The sequence below is a fragment of the Edaphobacter sp. FHG110511_03 genome, from assembly GCF_059115365.1.
The window spans coordinates 339,258-359,572 of record NZ_JBZYWL010000002.1 but is presented as its reverse complement, the minus strand read 5'-3'; the positions used below and the strand labels follow the sequence as shown (position 1 = coordinate 359,572).

The following is a 20,315-nucleotide window of genomic DNA, read 5'->3' as shown; positions in this document are numbered from 1 at the left end:
CGGCTCGATATGCTGCGGCTCGGCGCCTTTTATCCTCTCCCAGCGGCGGCAGGGCAGCATAAGAAAGACCCTGCCAGCCACCCTCCTTTTGTTCTCTTGAAATTCCCTTATCTGGCCACAGATCCGAAATTCATCGAGGATTCGTAGGGTTTTCTTGACCCACTGAATGGCCATTCAGTATGCTCCTCGCGTAGGAAGCTTTGTCTAAGCCGGGGAGAAACTCTCTTAATGGAGAAAAGTTCCGCGCCAGTCCGCACCATTCGCAAGGTCGCCGTCCTTGGCGCAGGAACGATGGGCTCGCGAATCGCCGCACATATTGCAAATGCGGGGCTTCCGGTGGTCCTGCTGGATATTGTGCCTCCCGGGGTGGAGGCCGGAGCCGCGAAGTCGGAGAGAAGCAGATTCGCTCTGGCGGCCCTCGAAAGCCTGAAGAAGAGCAGGCCGGCAGCTTTCTATGCTGCGGATTCAGCGCGCCTGATTACGGTGGGAAATTTCGAAGACGACATGGCGCAGATCGCCGATTGCGACTGGATCCTTGAGGCTGTTGCAGAGAATCTCGAGATCAAGCATGCCCTTTACGCGAAGGTCCTGCAGCACCGGCGTGCGGATGCCGTCCTGACGACAAATACCAGTGGGCTGCCCATCGCCAGCCTTGCCGAGGCGCTGCCTCCAGATGTAAAACCGCTCTTCCTGGGAACGCACTTCTTCAATCCGCCGCGTTACATGCGATTGCTGGAACTGATCCCGCTGCCGGAGACAGATGCGAGCGCTCTCGCCCTCATCTCCCACTTCTGCAACCAGAGACTAGGAAAAGCGATCGTCACCTCACGCGACACGCCCAACTTCATCGCCAACCGGATCGGTACCTTCTCTATAGGAAACGCGATTCGCCTGATGCAGGAGCAGGGCCTGACGATTGAAGAGATCGACGTGTTGACGGGGACTGCCTTGGGGTGGCCGAAGACTGGAACCTTTCGTCTGAGCGATATGGTGGGCATCGATGTGTTCGCGCATGTGGCACGGAATTTCGCATCGAAGGCAGCGGACATTGGCGACGAGCGCACGGACGTGAAGCTTCCTGCCTTCATCGGCACGATGCTTGAGAAGAGATGGCTTGGCGACAAGGCAGGCCAGGGCTTTTACAAAAAGGCAGGGAGAGACGCCGAAGGGCGCGATCTGCGCCACGTACTCGACTGGCAGACGCTCGACTATCGACCAGCAGAGCGTCCGAAATTTCCATTGCTGGAGATGGCGAAGAATGTGGAATCAACGCCGGCACGCGTCTCGCAGCTGTTTCACGCATCCCCGGACCATGACAAGGCGGCACGCTTCTACTGGCCACTGCTGACGGAACTCTTTACCTATGCGGCGAACCGCATCTCCGAGAAAGACAATGAGCCTGCTGCCAGCATCGTTGAGATAGATACGGCCATGCGCACGGGCTTCACCTGGGAGTTGGGCCCGTTTGAGCTCTTTGACGCCGTAGGTGTGCGGACAACTACCGAAAAGATGCTCGCTGCGGGAGCAGCCGTTGCCGCGAACGTCCAGCGGCTCCTGGCATGGGCCGACAAGAATGGAGATGCAAATCCCACCTGGTACAAAGAGGATCCGACCGTTCCCAGCGGACGCCGTTACTTCGATCCCTTTAGCGAAAGCTACAAGCCCGTGCCGGCAGCCGAGGGGACGGCATCGATTGCGACGATCAAGAAGGCTCGCGGTGTCGTGAAGAAGAATGCGGGCGCTTCCGTCGTCGATCTCGGCGATGGTGTGGCGGCGATCGAACTGCATTCGAAGATGAACGCGCTTGGTGGCGATATCGTCTCGCTCATCACGCAGACGCTGAAGCCTTCGAGCGAAGCGGTGGCAAGCTTTGAAGCCTTTGTCATCACGGGAGACTCCAGCAATTTCTCCGTAGGCGCCAACCTGATGCAGCTGCTGCTGACCATGCAGGACCAGGAATGGGATGAGGTCGAGCTTGCGGTACGAGCCTTCCAGAACATGACTCAGGCCGTGAAGTTCTGCCCACGACCGGTCGTGGTAGCACCTTTTGGAATGTGTCTTGGCGGTGGCGTTGAGATCAGCCTGCATGCGGCAGCGCGCCAGCCCCACGCGGAGCTCTACATGGGTCTCGTGGAGACGGGCGTCGGACTTATCCCGGGAGGCGGCGGCTGCAAGGAGATGCTCTTGCGCTCCATCGAAGCGGGGTCAAGCATTCGGCCCGATGCCCGCGGCGAATCCGTAGAGATCTTCGAGGCCGTCAAAAAGAACTTCGAGACGATTGCTAAAGCAACAGTCTCCACATCTGCCGCTGAGGCGCGCGGGCTGAATTTTCTGCGGAACAGCGATGGCATCACCGTGAATCGCGACCGTCTGGTAATGGATGCGAAACAGCGGGCACGTTCTCTCGTTGATGCAGGTTATACGCCGCCGGTGCCGCGCGCCGATATTCCTGCACCGGGCGAATCTGTACTCGCTACGTTGAAGCTTGCGGTGTGGACGATGCGCGAAGGAAAGTACATCTCCGACCACGACGTGAAGGTCGCCAACTGGGCTGCGTATGTACTGGCCGGGGGTAAGGTTAGCCCCGGCACGATGGTGAGCGAACAATATCTGCTGGATCTCGAGCGGGAGGCCTTTCTATCTCTCTGCGGAGAAAAGAAGACCCAGGAGCGGATCGCCTTCACGTTGAAGACAGGCAAGCCGCTGAGAAATTAGGAGTCTTTATGAAGGAAGTCATCATCGCATCCGCAGTCCGTACCCCCATCGGCAAAGCTCCACGCGGTACGCTTCGTACCACACGGCCTGACGATCTTGCTGCCTTTGCCATCGGCGGTGCACTCGAGCGGCTGCCGCAACTGGATCGATCAGAGATTGAAGACGTAATCCTGGGTTGCGCCATGCCTGAGGCAGAGCAGGGAATGAACGTCGCTCGAGTCGCGAGCTTTCGCGCCGGGCTGCCCGTGACAGCCTCGGCGATGACGATCAATCGATACTGCGCCTCCGGGTTGCAATCGATCGCGCTTGCTGCGGATCGCATCCGGGGAGGCTCGGCCGACGTCATCATAGCCGGAGGCACAGAGAGCATGTCCTACGTTCCTTTTGGGGGAAATAAGATCTCGGTCAATCCGTGGCTGGTCGACAACTACCCTGGCTCTTACATGTCCATGGGGCTGACTGCGGAGCGGGTTGCGTCTCACTACGGCATCTCGCGCGAGCAGATGGATGAGTTCTCCTACCAGAGCCATCAGAAGGCTCTCGCTGCAATTCAAGCCGGCAGGTTCGATGACGAGATTGTTCCGATCAAAGTCACAACAACTGCAGTTGACGAAAAGGGGAAGACCCAGGCTGTCGAATCTCTCTTCAAGGCAGATGAAGGCCCTCGTTCGGATACATCGCTCGAAGCCCTCGCTAAATTGAAACCCGTCTTCCATGCCACAGGAACCATCACTGCAGGAAACTCATCGCAGACCTCCGATGGTGCGGCGGCCGCAGTTGTGATGTCAGCCGAACGCGCGGCGCAGCTCGGCATCCAGCCCATGGCAAGATTCATCGCCTTCGCCTACGCGGGGTGCGATCCCGAGGAGATGGGCATCGGTCCTGTTCATGCCATCCCCAAGGCGCTCAAGATGGCGGGGCTGTCACTGGATCAGATCGACGTCATCGAGCTCAACGAGGCCTTTGCTGCGCAATCGCTCGCGGTCATCAAGGTTCTCGGCATTGACCCGGCTAAGCTCAACCTGAATGGCGGGGCGATCGCTCTCGGTCATCCGCTCGGCTGTACCGGGGCCAAACTCACGGCAACTCTGCTGCGCGAGATGCCTCGCCGCAACGCAAAATACGGCATGGTAACGATGTGCGTCGGCGGGGGCATGGGCGCAGCAGGGATTTTCGAAGCGATTCATTAGAGGCTCTATGTTCGAGGTGATGCAATGGCCACACTAGCTCCCACATCTGTTGATAGAAAAGTTATTCCCGGCGGAAGCTTCCTCATTGCTAATCCAACGCCCGCCGACTGCTTCTTCCCCGAGGACTTTACAGAGGAGCATCGTCAGATCGCGCAGACGACCTCTGAGTTCGCGATGAATGAAATTGTGCCTATGTCCGATCAGATCGAGGCCAAGGATTTCGCGGTGACGCGACGGCTTATCAAGGAGGCCAGCGAGCTCGGCCTTACTTCGGTCGATATTCCCGAGGAGTACGGCGGGCTGGAGATGGATAAGGTTACTTCTGCCATCGTGGCCGAAAACATCGCCAAGCAGGGCAGCTTCTCGGTTGCGTTCTCCGCCCATGTAGGCATCGGAACCCTTCCTATCGTCTGGTATGGCACGCCCGATCAGAAAAAGAAGTATCTGCCAAAGCTGGCCAGCGGCGAATTCATCGGCGCCTACGCGCTTTCGGAGTCAACCTCTGGCTCTGATGCCCTCAACGCGCGAACCCTGGCGGTCCTCTCTAACGACGGCCAGAGCTACACGCTCAACGGCGAGAAGATGTGGATCTCGAATGCCGGCTTTGCCGACCTTTTCACAGTCTTTGCCCGTTGCGAAGTAAAAGAAGGCAAGGATGCAGGCAAGGAACGGCTTACAGCCTTCCTCGTAGAGCGAGGGACGCCGGGCTTTACCGTCGGCAAGGAGGAGCACAAGCTCGGCATCCGCGGCAGCTCTACCTGCTCCCTCATCCTCGCGGATTGCAACATCCCGGCAGCGAATCTCCTGGGCGAGGTCGGCAAGGGACATCACATCGCCTTCAACATCCTCAATGTAGGCCGCTATAAGCTTGGCAACGCCGCTGTAGGAGCTGCCCGCATGTGCACCGGCAACGGCATCCGCTATGCCAAAGAGCGCAAGGCCTTCGGGAAAACAATCTCGGAGTTCGGGATGATCCAGGAGAAGCTTGCGAACTGCGCCGTGGGAATCTTCATTGGTGAGGCTCTCTCCTATCGCACCGTGGGGATGATCGATGCTGCGCTTGCTGGAGTCGACAAGCACGATACCTCCGCCATCCAGAAGGCCATTGAAGACTACGCCGTCGAGTGCTCCATCGTGAAGGTATGGGACTCCGAAATGCTGGACCAGGTCGTCGATGATGTGGTCCAGATCTACGCCGGCTATGGCTACGTCGAAGAGTATCCCGCGGAGCGAGCCTATCGCGACTCACGTGTCAACCGCATCTTCGAAGGTACGAACGAGATCAACCGCCTCATCATCACGGGTTGGCTGATGAAGTCGGCGATGTCGGGCAAGCTCGCTCTGATGCCTGCGATCAAGCAGTTGATGGACGACGTAATGGCAGGCCCTCTCGAGCAGGAAGACCGCGAAGGCCCTCTGGCGGAAGAGTACGCTTTGCTCGCGAGTGCGAAGAAGCTGACCCTCTTTGCTGCTGGGGCCGCAACCCAGAGGTACATGCAGCAGCTCGCCGACCAACAGGAGGTGATGGGAGCCATCGCCGATATGATCATCGAGGTCTACGCAATGGAATCCGGCATCTTGCGGGCGGACAAGATGTCCGCGAAGGGAAATGTCGAAATTCCCATTTCAATGGCGCGCATCTATGCTGAGGTGGCGATGGAGAAGATCGAGCTTGCCGCGCGACGCGTTATCGCGGCCGTGGCCGAAGGCGACATGCTGCGGACACAGCTGACCATCCTGCGCAGACTGGCAAAGCATGATCCCGTGGATACCATTGGGCTGCGCCGCGAGATCGCCAGGCATGTCATCCGGGCAGGGAAATACGCTCTCTGAAGAGCATGGTTGCCAACGTTCAGAATCCGCAAATCTCAAGTTCTTGAGATCGAGCGATACCGATTCGGGAACACCCGCAACGTTTTCCGCTCGTCTCTGGAGAGATCCTCTGTCATGCTTGTTCCTGCTTGGTTTAGCAGAAACTTTCTTCTAAGCTGCATCCTGTTTCGATTTAGCGGCGTCTATTCATGACGAACTGCATTCTGGTCTACCGAAACCTTTTCCCGTACTTCTGGTCTATACAGGAAAGTTTTTCCTGAGTCAGGGCGTTCCCGGGTTTTACCTGCCTCTCTGAAGGCGCCGTCGTACCAACGTAAGATAGGTTGTCGAACAGAAAATGTCTATTCGTAGCTGCCTGGTTTCCCGTCTACTGGTTCCCGTCCTCGCTGTTCTCGGGGCTTCGGCCATCTCTGCGCACGCCGCGCCCCAAAGCCGACTTAGCAGAGCGATCTCCGATGCCGATCGAGCCTCTGTTCGCCAGACCATTCCGTCTCGCGCACTGCGGGCGGCGGATCTCGGTGAAGCGTCTTCGGACCGCATGCTCTCTTCGGTCAGTCTTCATTTCAACCTGACGGACGCCCAACAGGCCGATCTGACGCAGTTGCTCGCTGACCAGCAGAATCCTGCGTCTCCCCACCATCACCAGTGGCTTACGCCACAACAGTATGGAGCGCGGTTCGGTCTCTCGAGCGCCGATCTGACGAAGGTGCAGACATGGCTCGCAGGAAAGGGGCTTACGGTTACCTTTGTGGCTCCAAGCATGACCTATATCACGGTCAGCGGTTCTGTCCGACAGATCGAAAGTGCCTTCAGTACGACGATTCACTCGCTCTCTGAAAACGGCGAACAGCACATCTCGAACGTGACCGACCCGCAGCTTCCTTCGGCTATTGCCAACCTCGTGACCGGAATCACTGGCTTGAACGACTTCAAGCCGCGTTCGCACGCCATCGTCCAGCCTCACTTCACCTCTTCGGTTACGGGCACGCACTACGTCGCGCCTGGTGATTTCTCCACCATCTACGATGTCAACCCATTGCTTACCCAAAACATCAACGGCACCGGCGTCTCTATCGCTATTGTGGGCCAAACCGATATCAGCCTTGCGGATGTAGCGGCCTTCCGATCTGCATCAGGACTCTCCGCAAATCCACCCAACATCGTGAAGGCAGCAGGCTATGTTGCAGGTACAGTCTCGGGGGATATCGACGAAGCCCAGCTGGATGTCGAGTGGGCGGGTGCTGTCGCTCCGAATGCAACCATCCAATTTGTAACTGTGGGAGCCAGCAACACTGCCGACGTCACAGACGCTCTCTCTTACGCAATCTCCAATTCCAATAAAGTGACGCCTAATATATCCATCATCTCCATGAGCTATGGAAGCTGCGAATCAATGTGGAATGGGGGACAAGCCGGTCTCAATGCCGTCAATCAAGAGCTCCAGCAGGCCAATGCTCAGGGCATCACATTTATCAGCGCCTCTGGCGATTCGGGAGCAACTGACTGTGATCCGGCTCCCCCAGCAGATTTCGGTCTCACCGTCGACTTCCCGGGTAGCTCTCCTTTCGCGACGTCCGCGGGCGGAACCATGTTCAACGAGGGCTCCGCGACCGGCGGTACTTCGTACTGGAATGCCGCGACCAATGCAAACACAGACAATATAAGTTCAGCCAAAGGCTACATTCCCGAAGCTGTCTGGAACGAATCCACCTCCACTGGTCTGAGCTCGGGAGGCGGTGGCGTCAGTGCCTATTTCTCTAAGCCCGCATGGCAGGTAGGCCCCGGTGTTCCAGCTGACTCCTCTCGCGACGTTCCCGATATCTCCCTGAATGCTGCAGCCAATCACGACGGCTATCTCTTCTGCTCCCAGGGATCGTGCACCAATGGCTTCCGCAACTCGGCAGGGAATCTCAACGTCGTAGGCGGAACCTCCGTGGTAGCTCCGGCGCTGGCTGGCATCTTCGCGCTACTGGAGCAGCAGTTAGGCAAGGGTGGTCTCGGCAACGTTAACCCGAATATCTATGGCATCGGGGCCAGTCAATATTCCGGCAACGTCTTCCACGATACGACCAGCGGCAACAACAGCAGCCCCTGCCAGCTCGGCACGACCAACTGCCCCAGCGGCGGCAGCATCGGCTACACCGCCGGACCCGGTTATGATCAGGCCACAGGTTGGGGCACGATCGATGTAGCTCAGCTAGCCAACAAGTGGAGCATCGTACCCCCAGCCGGCGGCTCGTCGACCGGTGTCGGCGCATCCATTTCCTCCACAACCATCAGCACGACCAGCGCCGTGTGCAGCATTACCGGCCAGTTGACCCTTTCGATTACCGTGGCCAACGGCAGCGGAAGCAGCTCCCTGGCCGCACCTACCGGGACGGTACAGATTCTCGTCGATGGCGCCATCCCGGCCGGCGATTCTGCCATCCAGCTTAGTAATGGAACGGCGACCTATCAGCTTAGCCCGTCCTCCGCTACAGGGGGACACACCGTCAACGCCATCTACTCGGGCGACGGCACCTATGCCGCCTCAAAGGGAACCCTGGTAGCCGACTTCGTCTCCACCACCAGCCCGGACTTCGCCCTCACCCCATGTACTCCGGCGGTTGCCGTCAACTCCGGAGCCACGGCCGGTGGAATCACCTTTACCGTGACGCCAGCGAACGGATTTTCCGGCGCGGTCTCCTTCACGGTCGCCGCGACCTCGTCGATCGCCGCGAACTACTCCTTTTCGGCCTCGCCGGTTACCGTTTCCGGCTCTCCAGCCACGACAACCCTGGTCATCACGGCTGCCCAGAGCGCGACGGCCTCGAACTCGCCCAACGCTCAACCCGGCTCGCGCTCACCCTGGTATGCCGTCGGCTCCGGAACAGCGCTGGCTGGAATCTTCCTGCTGGTCTTGCCGAAGCGTCGCCGGTTTACACCTCTTGTGGCGCTCCTGCTTTCAGTAGGAGTCTTCAGCGTCTCCGGCTGCGGTGGCGGTGGCAGCAGTATCAGAAATCCAACCGGGCCAGCCACGACGAATGCCCGTCCTGGCACCTATACGCTCAATGTGATAGCCACTGCGGCGAACGGGCTGGTTCACACCTCGGTCGTCGCCTTGAAGGTGAATTAAAAACAGAAGAGAGGCTGTCCGGCGAACGGGATTCGCACAGGACAGCCTCTTCTTCGACTGACGTCTCGCTGGATTAATCTCCGGCGAACTTCCGTATGACGGTCTTCTCTTCACTACCTTCCGCAAGACCCATAAGGTAGTCCTGAGCCGTGAATGGAGTTCCGTGTTTCGGGGCTCGTACGTACTGGCCATCCGGCTGTAACAGGCGTGCCTTGGTGTTGTCGTTCAAATAGGCTTTGAGAATCTCATCCTTCAGCCGCTTTTTCAGATCAACCTGGACGACCGGAAAAACAACCTCGCAGCGCTCTACAAGATTGCGAGGCATCCAATCTGCGCTGCCGCAGTAAAGATCGTCCTCGCCTCCGTTCGCGAAGTGGAAGATGCGGCTGTGCTCCAGGAATCTTCCAACGATGCTGCGGACCCGTATACTTTCGCTCAACCCTTTTACACCCGGTCGTAGCGAACACATACCACGAACGATCAGGTCAATCTCCACTCCGGCCCGGGATGCGGCATAAAGCGATTCGACCGTGCGCCGGTCGATCAGACCGTTCATCTTGGCGACGATCGCAGCAGGTCTCCCTGCCTTAGCGTGTTCCGCCTCCCGTTCGATCAACCCAACCAGCTTGTCCGCCAGGGTAATCGGAGCCACCAGGAGGGGGTCGTAGTTGGTCGACTCGGTGTCTGCCGTCAGGTGGTTGAACACTTTCTGGACGGCCGACGTCAGTTCAATGCGCGATGTAAGCAGGCTGATATCGGTGTAGAACCGGGCCGTGACCGGGTTGTAATTGCCTGTTCCAAGGTGGGCGTATCGTCGCACCACGCCATCCGGATCGCGACGGACCAGAAGAGCGAGTTTGCAGTGCGTCTTGTAGCCGAAGATTCCGTGGTAAACACCAACTCCCGCATCTTCCAGCTCTCGAGCCCAGCGAATGTTGGAGTCCTCATCGAAGCGCGCCATCAGCTCCACGACAACGGTTACGTCCTTGCTCTGCGCCGCCTCGATCAGAGCCCGGAAGATAGGAGAATCCTTGCTGGTCCTGTAGAGTGTCTGCTTCATGGAGATGACGCATGGATCTACCGCGCCGGCTTCAATAAAACCCTCGACTGCCGAGTAGGAGTCAAAGGGATGGTGAAGCATCACATCTCGTTTTCTCAATTCGTCAAAGATATCGGTAGACTTCGCGCTGAGCCTGAACTCCTTGCCCACAAACGGCGGGAACTTCAGTGCTGGCCGCTTCACCTCGTAGTAGAGGTTCATCAGTCGCGATAGGTTCACCGGCCCATCCGTCTTGAAGACCTGCCAGGGATCGAGCTCGAAATTGATTCTCAGCCGCTCGATAATCTCTTCCGGAGCGCTGCTCTCGATCTCCAGGCGGACCGCATCGCCCTTGCGCCGGTTATGGAGCTCGCTACGCACGCTCTCCAGTACAGAGCGCGACTCCTCTTCCTGCATGTACAGGTTGCTATTGCGAGTGACGCGAAAGGCAGCGCGCGTCAAGACCTCGTAGCCGCGGAACATCTTCTCCACCTGCGACTCGATCAACTCGTGCAGCATGATGAAGTCGCTGTAGCCTTCTTCGCACGGCAGGCAAATGAGCCTGGGAAGAGATCGCGGTACCGTAACCACCCCGAGCGCTGCCGGGATACTTCTCGCTCCAGTTAGCTTTCGCTTGTGCCGCAGCAGAAGTCCGAGACAGAGAGCCTTGTTCAGCACGCGCGGAAAAGGATGCGACGGATCAATGGTGACCGGTGTAAGAAGAGGATCGACTTCATTGGCATAGAACTGCAGAGCTTGGCTGCGCGCTGCGTCACTTAGATCTTCCCATCGCAGAACCCGGATCTTCTCCTTGTCCATGGCGGGAAGAAGTTCGTTCCAGCACTGATACTGCGCCGTCACAAACTCAGTCATCCGTTCGCTCAACTGGTCCAACCGCTCCTGCGGCGTCATTCCGCCCTCATCGGGGGGAAGGGGCTGGTTGTAGCCCTCCTCAATGCGCTGCAACGAGCCCGCTACTCGAATCTCGAAAAACTCATCCAGGTTGCTTGCGGTAATCGCTAGAAACTTTACCCGTTCCAGCAACGGGTTCTCAGGGTCCTGCGCCTCTTCCAGAACCCGCTGGTTAAACTTCATCCAGGACTCATCGCGGTTGAAGAAGAAGCTCTCCGTGGTTGGAGCCGAATCGGCTGCCTTCTTCCTTCCCATGACTTTTGTTCTCGCGGTTGGGGTTTTATTTTCAGCACTCATAGAGGTCTACGAGCTTACCGCACCCGGTCTATCCGAATGTGAACAATCCGGCAAATGTCGGCTGGCAGAAATTTCTTTTGCCCGGATTACAATATTCCTCTCCTCCGAAACGTCTTTCCAGCAGATGCCCCAGGTTCCCATCGACGGTTGGAGACTCTCCGAACAGGATCGCCTCTTCTCCGAGGCCATGGAGCGCGACAAGCCTCGTCTGCGCAGCTTCATACGTCGCTACGTGGGAGACACCGGGGAAGCAGAAGATATCCTTCAGGACGTCTTCTACGAGCTGTTATCGGCCTACCGGATGATGAAGCCGATCGAGCACGTCAGCGGCTGGCTCTTTCGTGTCGCTCGCAATCGCATGGTAGATCTGTTCCGTCGCGCGCGTCCCGGATCGCTGAATGATCCCGCGGCGATAGACGGCGAGGATCGATCTTTGACGCTCGAAGACCTCTTGCCCTCTGCCGGGGAAGGACCAGATGCTGCCTATGCGCGCAGCCTCATGCTCGAGGCCCTTGAAGAAGCCCTCGAGGAGCTGCCCGCCGAGCAGCGCGAGATCTTTATCGAAAACGAAGTTATGGGAACGAGTTTCAAGGATTACGCCGCAAAGACAGGCATCAGTATCAACACCCTCCTCTCCCGCAAACGATACGCCGTTCAATACCTCCGGCGGCGCCTGCAGTCGTTCTATGACGGTCTGGGAGCCGAGGGATGAACCAATCGAATCTGGACTACCTAAGTAAGGAGAAACGAATGCAACCTCACAAAGCTGAAAAGGCAATCAAAATTCTGCTGTTCGTGCTCGTAGCGGCGACCGCTTTTGGCTTCATCGTCAAGGAGCTATGGAACGCTTTGATGCCGGGGCTCTTCGGTTGGCACAGGCTTACCTTCTGGCAGGCCCTCGGCCTGCTCGTCCTCGCCAAGATTCTCTTCGGCGGTTTTCATCGCCACTCCGGTGGTCGGTGGAATAAAGGCATGCGCGAGCGTGTTGAACAGATGAGCCCAGAAGAGCGGGAACGATTTCGAGAAGGCATGCGCTGCGGCCGGCGTCCGTTCAATCGTCCTGTGGAGCCCTGATGGAGGCCAGCCGCCGCTTGCCGATTCTCTGGTCCTATAAACGGAGCTATTTTATGACGAATAAAGAAGGCCTTAAGGTCGCATCCACCAGTTCCGGGTATCCCGTGACAACCCTTCCCAATGCGTTTGATGGCGATCTGTCCCTGGCCCCGGTCGCGACCAAAGCCCGGATCGCCGAACTGGAGATCGAAAATAACCGGCTGCAACGCTTGGTTGCAGAGCTGCTTCTAAAGAATCAACAGCTCCGCAGGCCGGCGGAATAACTGCTCGCGGCGAATGCGGGACGCCATAGCCGTATGGCCGGGCTCCGGGCTATATTTTTAGCAGACCGTGTCTGAAGCCCGGCACGGCAGGAGATAGAAAAATGAAAACTGTAAAGTTTGGAATCTTTACACTCGCACTGGCAACCTCGCTTTCCCTCTGCGCAGTCGCTCAGGATGCTTCGCAGGATTTGAAGAAGGCCGGAAGTGAAACCAAGTCCGCGACAAAAGATACTGCGCACGGCGTAACCAAGGGAACGAAGAAGGTGTACCACAAGACCGCCGAGGGAACGGAAAAGGCCTACGATAAGACCGCAAGCGGGACCAAAAAGGCGTACCACAAGACCGCCGACGGGACCAAGGACGTGGCCGATAAGACCGCCGACGGGACCAAGAAAGTAGCCGGCAAGACCGCAGACGGGACCAAGAAAGCGGCTGACAAGGTAACAGGGAAATAACAACTTCTCTGTTTTTTTATGTGACGGGCCCATCGGAAGATGGGCTCTCGTCTTTTCATCCCCCGATTGGTGCTCAGACGTTACGGAGCGAAGGCGGCCAAACTGTCTTTGCCGCCAATGCGACCAACGCAGTCCAGTAAAGATCAGCCCCCAGCAGATGCAGGATCTGCATCCATGTCGGCGCCAGCAAAGCGACGTCCACCAATCCCAGCAGAAACTGTGCACCCAACAGAGCAAGTACCGCTGTCGCCAAGCGGTGCGCACCTGTACGTCTTGCCTCGCGTACGATCCAGACCACAAAAACAGCAGCGATCACCGCACTCAAAGGGTGTATGCCACGCAGCCGCAGCAGGAGCGGAGAACTCGAGGAGATATCCTGTTCAAACGCCGCGCGCAAACTTGAGGCTGGAAAAAGCGTATCGCCCAGCGCCGCCAGCGACCCGCTGACTCCCACCACGATCGTTGCGGCCAGTCCGGCAATCGTCCAAGCCGCCTTTGTTCCGCGCAACCTTAGTTCGCGCGTGCTCTGTCCCGTATACAGCATTACAGCGGTTAGTGTCAGCGCTCCAAGCAGCAACAGCGTGTTGCTCAAGTGGATGGACAGCATCACCACGCGGCCCACGGACTGATTTCCGGTTACGTAGCCCAGCTTCACCAGCAGCGCCCCAAGGATAGCCTCGTTCACCAGCAGCACGGTCGAGATGACGGCCATCGTGCGCGCCGCGGCACCCTTTACCGTGGAGCGAAATGTCCACAGCAGAAGGCCTGCCACGGCGAACGTCGATCCGCCAGTCATGCATCGATGCGTGAACTCGATGATCGTATCGATCCGAGGCGCAAGCGGCACCACTTGCCCATTGCACAGGGGCCAGTGATTGCCACAGCCCGCACCCGACCCCGTCGCCCGCACCAGGGCTCCCCATAGGATTACCAGGATGTTGTATGCCACCACGGCCCATGCATAGCGCACTAGTTTGCTTGGAGCTTTCTTCACGGTAATCGCGGTCGTTGTGGCCATAGTTCTATTCTACGAGCAGGATGCTGCCTCCTGCCGGGATGAAAGGTGCCGCCCTCTACCCGCTCGCCAGCTCCTTCGCTCGCTGCGTAGCGCGTTTAACGGCCTTGATCAAGGTGACGCGCAGTCCGCCTTCCTCCAGCTCAAGGATGCCGTCCACCGTACAGCCCGCAGGTGTCGTTACCGCATCTTTCAACAGCGCCGGGTGATAGCCCGTCTCGAGCACCATGCGTGCCGAGCCCAGTGTCGTCTGCGCCGCCAGCAGGGTCGCCACATCGCGCGGCAGGCCAACGTTTACGCCAGCCTCCGCCAGGGCTTCAATGATGATGTAAAGGAACGCCGGTCCCGAGCCTGACAGACCCGTCACTGCGTCCATATGCTTCTCATCGACCACCACGGTGCGGCCTACCGTCTGGAAGATCCTCTGGGCAATGGCCATCTGTGGTTCCGATACGAATCTTCCCGCGCAAAGCGCAGTAATGCCAGCCGCCAGCATGGCAGGAGTATTGGGCATGGCGCGGATGACCGCAAGATCGCATCCTGCAACGTCTTCAATGCTGCGTGTCTTGACGGAGGCCGCAATCGAGAGGACCAGCTTCTCCGTTGAGAGCGCGGGCCGGATCTGTTCGACCAGCGCTGGGACCTGGACCGGTTTCACGCCCAGCAGAATCACATCCGCCTGGCTGGCTGCAGCCAGGTTATCTGTAGACATCTCAATGCCATACTGCACAGAGAGTGCTTGTGCACGCTCTGGATGATGGACCGTGGCAAAGATCTGGTCGGCTCCCAGCAGGTTGTTCTTCAGGAACGCCTGCAGAAGGATGCCGCCCATCTTGCCGGTGCCCAGAATCGCCACGCGCAGCTGGGGCATGGCCGGGGCAGGCGCTATCACTTCATATGTCTCTTCGCTCATCTCAAAAGGCTATCAGACCGTATTGCCGCGTTCAGGAAAATTGCCTGATGCAACTCTCCCTGAACTCGATGGATGAGACTCGCTTCCAAGTGTCATCCTGAGCGAGTGGGCGGAGCCGCGAGTCGAAGGATCTGCGGTTTTTCCTGGTTAGGGGTGAGCGCCGAACCAGGAAAAACCAGCTACTTCTTCTGTGCCGCGATCCATGCATCCAACTGCTTCTCCAGCAGGTCCATAGGCAGCGCTCCGGAATCCAGCACAGCATCGTGAAATCCCTTCAGATCGAACTTCGGTCCCAGCTCCGTCTTTGCCTTCTGCCGTAGTTCGAGGATCTTCAACTGGCCCATCTTGTAGCCAAGCGCCTGCCCCGGCCACGCGATATAGCGGTCTACCTCGGCCTGCACATTCGTCTCGTCGATGGCGGAGTGTTCGTGGAAGTAGTCCACCATTTGCTGTCGGGTCCAGTGCTGGGAGTGGACACCGGTATCGACCACCAGCCGGATCGCCCGCCAGATGTCCGCCTCCAGCCGCCCATAGTCGCTATAGGGGTCCTGGTAGAAGCCAAGATCCTTGCCCAGCCTCTCGCTGTAGAGGCCCCAGCCCTCCGTGTAGGCCGTAAAGTACTCCTGCTTGCGGAAGGTAGGCAGGCCCGTCAGCTCCTGCGAAATCGAGGTCTGGAGATGATGTCCGGGAATCCCCTCGTGGTACGAGACAGCCTCGACTGGCGCCAGGGAGCGTTCCGCGAAGTTGTAGGTGTTCACGTAAACCTTACCCGGACGCTTTCCATCCTGGCTGCTGGGGTAGTAATACGCCGCAGACTGGTCTTTTTCGATGTAAGCAGGCACCGGAAGCACCTCCAGCTGCGCCTTCGGCAATATGCCGAACAGCTCCGGCAGCTTCGGCTGCATCTTCGCGATATAGCCCTTGTAAGCATCCAGCAATGCTTCTTTCGACGCCGGATGCAGCTTGGGATTGGTCTTCATTGCGGCGCTGAAGCTCTTGATGTCCTGGAACCCCAGCTTCTTGACGATGGCCAGCATCTCGGTCTCGTCGCGCTTGACCTCATCCAGGCCAATCTGGTGAATCTCGGCAGGGGGCTTATCCTCCGTAGTGCTCTGGCGAACCCGATAGGCGTAGTAGGCATCCCCATCGGGCAGCGACCACGCGCCCGGCTCCTTGCGTCCGGCTGGAGCATACTGGGCCTTCAGAAATCGTGCAAAGCGTCCATAAGTGGGAAGCACAGTGTTTACGATCGCCTCCGCCATCTCCTGAGAGACACGCTTACGATCGGCCGCACTCATCGATGCCGGAAACTTCTTGAGTGGCTGCGCGAAAGGGCTCTCCTCAGGCTTCTGCGTAGCCAGTGCCTCCGTTTGCGTGACCACTTTTTCAAGCAGGAACGCGGGAGGAACACGTCTCTCGTCCATTCCCAGCTGCATGTTGGTCATGTTCTGCGAGAAGACAGTAGGAATCGCCTTCAGGCGCGCAATGTAATCGTCATAGTCCTTTACGTTCTCAAACGACAGACTGCTGACCAGTTGCACCATGTCGGTGTGGAAGCCGCTGAACTGGTTCACCGGCATCTCCCACTCCTTGAAATGAGCACCCTCCTGCGCATCCGTCAGGTCGCGGATCATCAGGTCACGCGAAAGCACCTCCTGCGGCTTCAGCCCTGTCACGTCGATCTCGCTCAACCGCTCCAGGAAGACGCGTCCCCGTTCCAGAGAGGCGTTTACCTCCTTCACCGAGTAGTCGCTCCACTGGTCGTTGTATCGCTTGTCGCCAAGGAACGAGGCAAACTCAGGCGAGTGCTTCAGACGGTCCTGCCATATCTCGTCGAACAGGGCAGCGAGGGCCTTGCTGCGTTCCTCCGCGGTCTGTGGAGCCTTCTGCGCCGCAGCGGGCTGTCCCAGCGGCCCCGCCTGTCCTCGCGCGTGGAGTGGCACAATTCCACCCAATGAAAGCACTACAACACCAGCCGTAACCCGAGCCCGGACCGAAGAAAATCTCTTCATGAACACCTCAACCTTCATCGGTCAGTGTATCTTGCGAGCGCCTCAAAGGTGAGATTCACCGGCCTGCGCCGAGCATCCCTCCAGCATCCGGTAAAGCGTTGACCGGCTGATTCCCAGCACCTCCGCCGCTCGCACCTTGTTCCCGGAGCATTCGCGCAACACGCGCAGAACGTGCCGGTCGATCACGTCCTGCAATCGCATCGGCGGCTCGCTCTGTCGCAGCTCTATGGGTAGGGCTGCTCCCGTCGCCCCTGCCGCCCCTGTAGGCAAAGACAGATCTGCCATGCTCAACATCGTATCCTCGCACTGAAGCACGCCGTTGTGCAGGACATTCTCCAACTCACGAACATTCCCCGGCCACTCGTGCAGCAACAGCTTCTCCATCGCATCGCGAGCAATGGCATCGACCGGTTTTTTGTATTGCGAAGCAAACCGCTTCAGAAAATGCATCACCAGCGTCGGAATGTCTTCCTTTCGTTGTCGCAGAGGTTCAAGTGTGATCTCGATCATCGCGAGCCGATGATAGACATCCTGGCGAAAAATTCCTGCTGCTGCCAGAACGCGCAAATCCTGGCTGCTTGCCGCAATCGTTCTTGGTGCCGTCTTCCGATCCAGGAGCCGCAGAAGCCTTTTCTGTGCGCGGGCGCTCATCTCCTCCACGCCATCCAGATATAGTGTTCCCTCTTGTGCCGATTCCGCCATGGCCTGGATCACATCGCCACTATGCGCCTCTTCGTCGATCTCTGAAATTCTGGCCGCATGGCAGATGACAAACGGTCCCCCGGCCCGGTCGCTCTTCGCATGCAGCGCCCGCGCAACCAGTTCCTTGCCGGTGCCGACCGCTCCACGGACCAGAACGGTGCGGAAATGCGGCCCGATCCGTTCAATCTGCAGACGCAGCCGTCGCATGGCAGCTCCATCGCCTGCCAAGGTAGCCGCCCCGGCAGATATCTCAGTCGAGAGTGGGGAAGTGTCGAAAGATGCCTGCGAGATGCCAGCAGGGACGAAGCCGGAGGTGGTCATGTTACTTCCATCTATCGGCAGGCCCGGCCTCAGGATGAGGCGCAAAAAACAGAAAAGCCGGATACCGGGGCGAACCCGATATCCGGCCTGAAGCTTCAGCGTCGCTTCTACGCGGTTGTGGTCGCGCAGTAAGTATCGAAGGCGCGGGTCAGCTCTTGCGCAATCGCCGGTGCCGTCGAGGTCTCGATGGCGGAGCGCTGCATCAGGTACACCAGCTGCCCGTCGCGCAGAATCGCAATCGCTGGCGACGTGGGCGGATGTCCGCCGAAGTAGCCGCGCGCCTTCTCGGTTGCCTCGCGGTCCTGGCCTGCGAACACCGTTACCGAGTGATCCGGCTTGGTTGCATGCTGCATCGCCAGCCGGACGCCAGGCCGCATCTTGCCTGCCGCGCAACCGCAGATCGAGTTCACGACAACCATTGTGGTTCCGGGCTGTGCCAGCGCCGTGTCTACCTCAGCCGCTGTGCGAACCTCGTTCACCCCCGCGCGCGTCAGCTCCTCGCGCATCGGAATCACCATAATCTCTGGATACATAAGCCTTCCCCCTTGAAGATTGCGAACCTGCAATAAGGCACGTTCCTTCTTTTCTATTGTACCGGGTTGCTCCAAACAGCGTCATCCTCGCCTCGGGACCCTCCCTGATGTACCCTCAAACCCGTGCAGTCCACCACGATCCGGATCCAACAAAACATCCCCTTAGCCCCTTTCACGACCCTCGGGATTGGTGGTCCTGCCCGCTTCTTCTGCGACGTCCGCACTGAAGCCGAGCTGCTCGAAGCCCTCGCCTACGCCCGCCACCACTCGCTGAAAACCTTTATCCTCGGCGGCGGGAGCAATCTCCTCGTTGCCGATACCGGTTTTGATGGCCTCGTCCTGCATATTGCCCTCGACAGCCCCATTGTTCCAGCGCCACGCGACAGCCACATCGACTACACCGTCCCCGCTGGCATCGAGTGGAACGCCTTCGTTCTTTCCGTCTGTGAGCAGGGAATCAGCGGCATCGAGTGCCTCGCCGGAATCCCCGGCACCGTCGGCGGAACCCCCGTCCAGAATGTAGGCGCCTACGGGCAGGAAGTCGCCGAAACCATTACATCGGTCCGAGCTCTCGATCTCGAAACCATACGCTTCATCGATCTCTCAAACACAGAATGCGGCTTCGCCTATCGCCGCAGTATCTTCAACACCACCCATCGCGACCGCTACATCGTCACCGCGGTCACCTTCCGCTTCGACCCGTCACGCAAGCCGCAGCTCACCTACGCCGACCTCACCCGACGCTTCGGTGCTGCCCAGCCCACGCCCCTCGAGGTCTACCACGTCGTCCGCGAGATCCGCCATGGCAAAGGCATGCTGATCGTCGAAGGCGAGCCCGACTCCCGCTCAGCAGGTTCCTTCTTCAAGAACCCCATCGTCGAGCGAGCGATCCTTGAGCGCATAGCTTCAGCTCTCAATCTCCCCCAGGAGAAGATCCCCCACTGGCCCGCAAAAGACGATCACCTCAAACTGCCCGCCGCATGGCTCCTTGAGCAGGCAGGCTTCGTCAAGGGATACGTCATGGGCAACGCTGGAATCTCCTCCCGCCACACCCTTGCGCTTATAAATCGAGGCAGCGCCACCGCCACCGATATCTTCGTTCTGCGCGACGCAATCCAGCAAAAAGTAAAGGCCCTCTTCGGAATCCGGCTCGAGCAGGAACCCGTTCAGCTTGGCTAGATCGACGGATCACCCGTTGGCATTTATTCCAAGCTGCTCCAGCAGCCGGTGCCGTTCTCGAGCCAACACCACCTCCGCCGGTCCCTGCTCCAGAATCTTTCCGTCAGCAATCTTGATGACCTCCGCCGCCAATTGAAACGCCTCTCCAAGAGAGTGGGTTACCGACAGGACAGGTACCTTCCGTCGTCCAAGGCGCTCTTTCAGTCCCAGCAGAAGTTCATCCCGCAACGCGGCATCGAGACCCGTGAAGGGCTCGTCCAGCAGTAGCAGCGGTTGATCCGGTCCGTCGAACGTCATTGCCGATACAAGTGCTCGCGCAACCCCAGTCCGCTGCTTCTCGCCTCCGCTCAGTTCGTTCGGCATTCGATCCGCGAGCTCGAGAATACGAAACAACGACATCGCCTCTTCGGTAATCTTTCGCACATCATCGGCCTTTGTTCGCGAGCCGCAGCCATATTGCAAATTCTCACGCACCGTCTTGTGTGGAAACAACCACGCCGTCTGCGCAGCACTGCGCACAGGACGTCGATAGGTCGGAAGAAAGACTCCCGCAGAGCTATCCGACAGCACCTCGCTGCCTTTAACAATTCGCCCATCCGCTGGTCGAATCAACCCGGCAATCGCCCGCAGCACGGTCGTCTTTCCGCTGCCCGAAGGCCCGAACAGCACCGTCCACGGCTCGGTCAGGGAAAAATCCACATCCAGCGCAATTCCGCCTACGCGATGCTTCATCCTTACGCTCAGCAC

At 58.6% G+C, this 20,315-nt stretch carries 16 protein-coding genes; 9 read left to right on the top strand and 7 right to left on the bottom strand.

The window, feature by feature from the left end:
* The first annotated feature begins 228 nt into the window (after window positions 1-228).
* From AC5S26_RS10950 to AC5S26_RS10935, 4 genes are all read left to right on the top strand, one after another.
* Window positions 229-2,715 carry a 3-hydroxyacyl-CoA dehydrogenase/enoyl-CoA hydratase family protein gene (locus AC5S26_RS10950; protein WP_494184930.1) on the top strand — a complete coding sequence of 829 codons (2,487 nt, stop codon included), beginning with the start codon at window positions 229-231 and terminating at the stop codon, window positions 2,713-2,715.
* Between the two features lie 8 nt (window positions 2,716-2,723).
* On the top strand, window positions 2,724-3,905 hold the full coding sequence (locus tag AC5S26_RS10945) for an acetyl-CoA C-acyltransferase (protein ID WP_494184929.1): 1,182 nt from the start codon (window positions 2,724-2,726) through the stop codon (window positions 3,903-3,905).
* A gap of 24 nt (window positions 3,906-3,929) precedes the next feature.
* The gene (locus AC5S26_RS10940) at window positions 3,930-5,738 is read left to right on the top strand and encodes an acyl-CoA dehydrogenase FadE (protein ID WP_494184928.1); all 1,809 of its coding nucleotides are present in this window, start codon (window positions 3,930-3,932) and stop codon (window positions 5,736-5,738) included.
* Between the two features lie 337 nt (window positions 5,739-6,075).
* Entirely contained in the window at window positions 6,076-8,853 is a 2,778-nt protein-coding gene (locus tag AC5S26_RS10935; protein WP_494184927.1) for a protease pro-enzyme activation domain-containing protein, read from the top strand.
* 73 nt (window positions 8,854-8,926) lie between these two features.
* On the opposite strand, the gene ppk1 is transcribed toward AC5S26_RS10935, so the two are convergent.
* Entirely contained in the window at window positions 8,927-11,059 is a 2,133-nt protein-coding gene (ppk1, locus tag AC5S26_RS10930) for a polyphosphate kinase 1 (protein ID WP_494184926.1), read from the bottom strand.
* A gap of 166 nt (window positions 11,060-11,225) precedes the next feature.
* On the opposite strand from ppk1, the gene AC5S26_RS10925 reads away from it, so the two are divergent.
* From AC5S26_RS10925 to AC5S26_RS10910, 4 genes are all read left to right on the top strand, one after another.
* Window positions 11,226-11,813, top strand: a complete 588-nt coding sequence (locus AC5S26_RS10925) for an RNA polymerase sigma factor (protein ID WP_494184925.1) — start codon at window positions 11,226-11,228, stop codon at window positions 11,811-11,813.
* A 38-nt stretch (window positions 11,814-11,851) separates the two neighbouring features.
* Window positions 11,852-12,175, top strand: coding sequence for a hypothetical protein (locus AC5S26_RS10920; RefSeq protein ID WP_494184924.1), 324 nt, complete (start codon window positions 11,852-11,854; stop codon window positions 12,173-12,175).
* A 53-nt stretch (window positions 12,176-12,228) separates the two neighbouring features.
* A complete protein-coding gene (locus AC5S26_RS10915; protein WP_494184923.1) occupies window positions 12,229-12,438 on the top strand; it encodes a hypothetical protein in 210 nt (69 codons plus the stop codon).
* Window positions 12,439-12,539: 101 nt separating this feature from the next.
* Entirely contained in the window at window positions 12,540-12,893 is a 354-nt protein-coding gene (locus tag AC5S26_RS10910; protein WP_494184922.1) for a hypothetical protein, read from the top strand.
* A 73-nt stretch (window positions 12,894-12,966) separates the two neighbouring features.
* Here AC5S26_RS10910 and AC5S26_RS10905 read toward each other — a convergent pair whose 3' ends face one another.
* The 5 genes from AC5S26_RS10905 to AC5S26_RS10885 all read right to left on the bottom strand — a co-directional run bounded on the left by AC5S26_RS10905 (window position 12,967) and on the right by AC5S26_RS10885 (window position 18,389).
* Entirely contained in the window at window positions 12,967-13,911 is a 945-nt protein-coding gene (locus AC5S26_RS10905) for a COX15/CtaA family protein (RefSeq protein WP_494184921.1), read from the bottom strand.
* Window positions 13,912-13,966: 55 nt separating this feature from the next.
* Window positions 13,967-14,821, bottom strand: coding sequence for a pyrroline-5-carboxylate reductase (proC, locus tag AC5S26_RS10900; protein ID WP_494184920.1), 855 nt, complete (start codon window positions 14,819-14,821; stop codon window positions 13,967-13,969).
* Between the two features lie 179 nt (window positions 14,822-15,000).
* Entirely contained in the window at window positions 15,001-16,833 is a 1,833-nt protein-coding gene (locus tag AC5S26_RS10895; protein ID WP_494184919.1) for a DUF885 domain-containing protein, read from the bottom strand.
* A gap of 42 nt (window positions 16,834-16,875) precedes the next feature.
* Window positions 16,876-17,856 (bottom strand): sigma-54-dependent transcriptional regulator, encoded by a 981-nt coding sequence (locus AC5S26_RS10890; protein ID WP_494184918.1) that lies wholly within the window; start codon window positions 17,854-17,856, stop codon window positions 16,876-16,878.
* 107 nt (window positions 17,857-17,963) lie between these two features.
* The gene (locus AC5S26_RS10885; protein WP_494185408.1) at window positions 17,964-18,389 is read right to left on the bottom strand and encodes a BrxA/BrxB family bacilliredoxin; all 426 of its coding nucleotides are present in this window, start codon (window positions 18,387-18,389) and stop codon (window positions 17,964-17,966) included.
* A 123-nt stretch (window positions 18,390-18,512) separates the two neighbouring features.
* On the opposite strand from AC5S26_RS10885, the gene AC5S26_RS10880 reads away from it, so the two are divergent.
* Window positions 18,513-19,568 (top strand): UDP-N-acetylmuramate dehydrogenase, encoded by a 1,056-nt coding sequence (locus AC5S26_RS10880; protein ID WP_494184917.1) that lies wholly within the window; start codon window positions 18,513-18,515, stop codon window positions 19,566-19,568.
* A 9-nt stretch (window positions 19,569-19,577) separates the two neighbouring features.
* Here AC5S26_RS10880 and AC5S26_RS10875 read toward each other — a convergent pair whose 3' ends face one another.
* The gene (locus tag AC5S26_RS10875) at window positions 19,578-20,300 is read right to left on the bottom strand and encodes an ATP-binding cassette domain-containing protein (RefSeq protein WP_494184916.1); all 723 of its coding nucleotides are present in this window, start codon (window positions 20,298-20,300) and stop codon (window positions 19,578-19,580) included.
* Window positions 20,301-20,315: the final 15 nt, after the last annotated feature.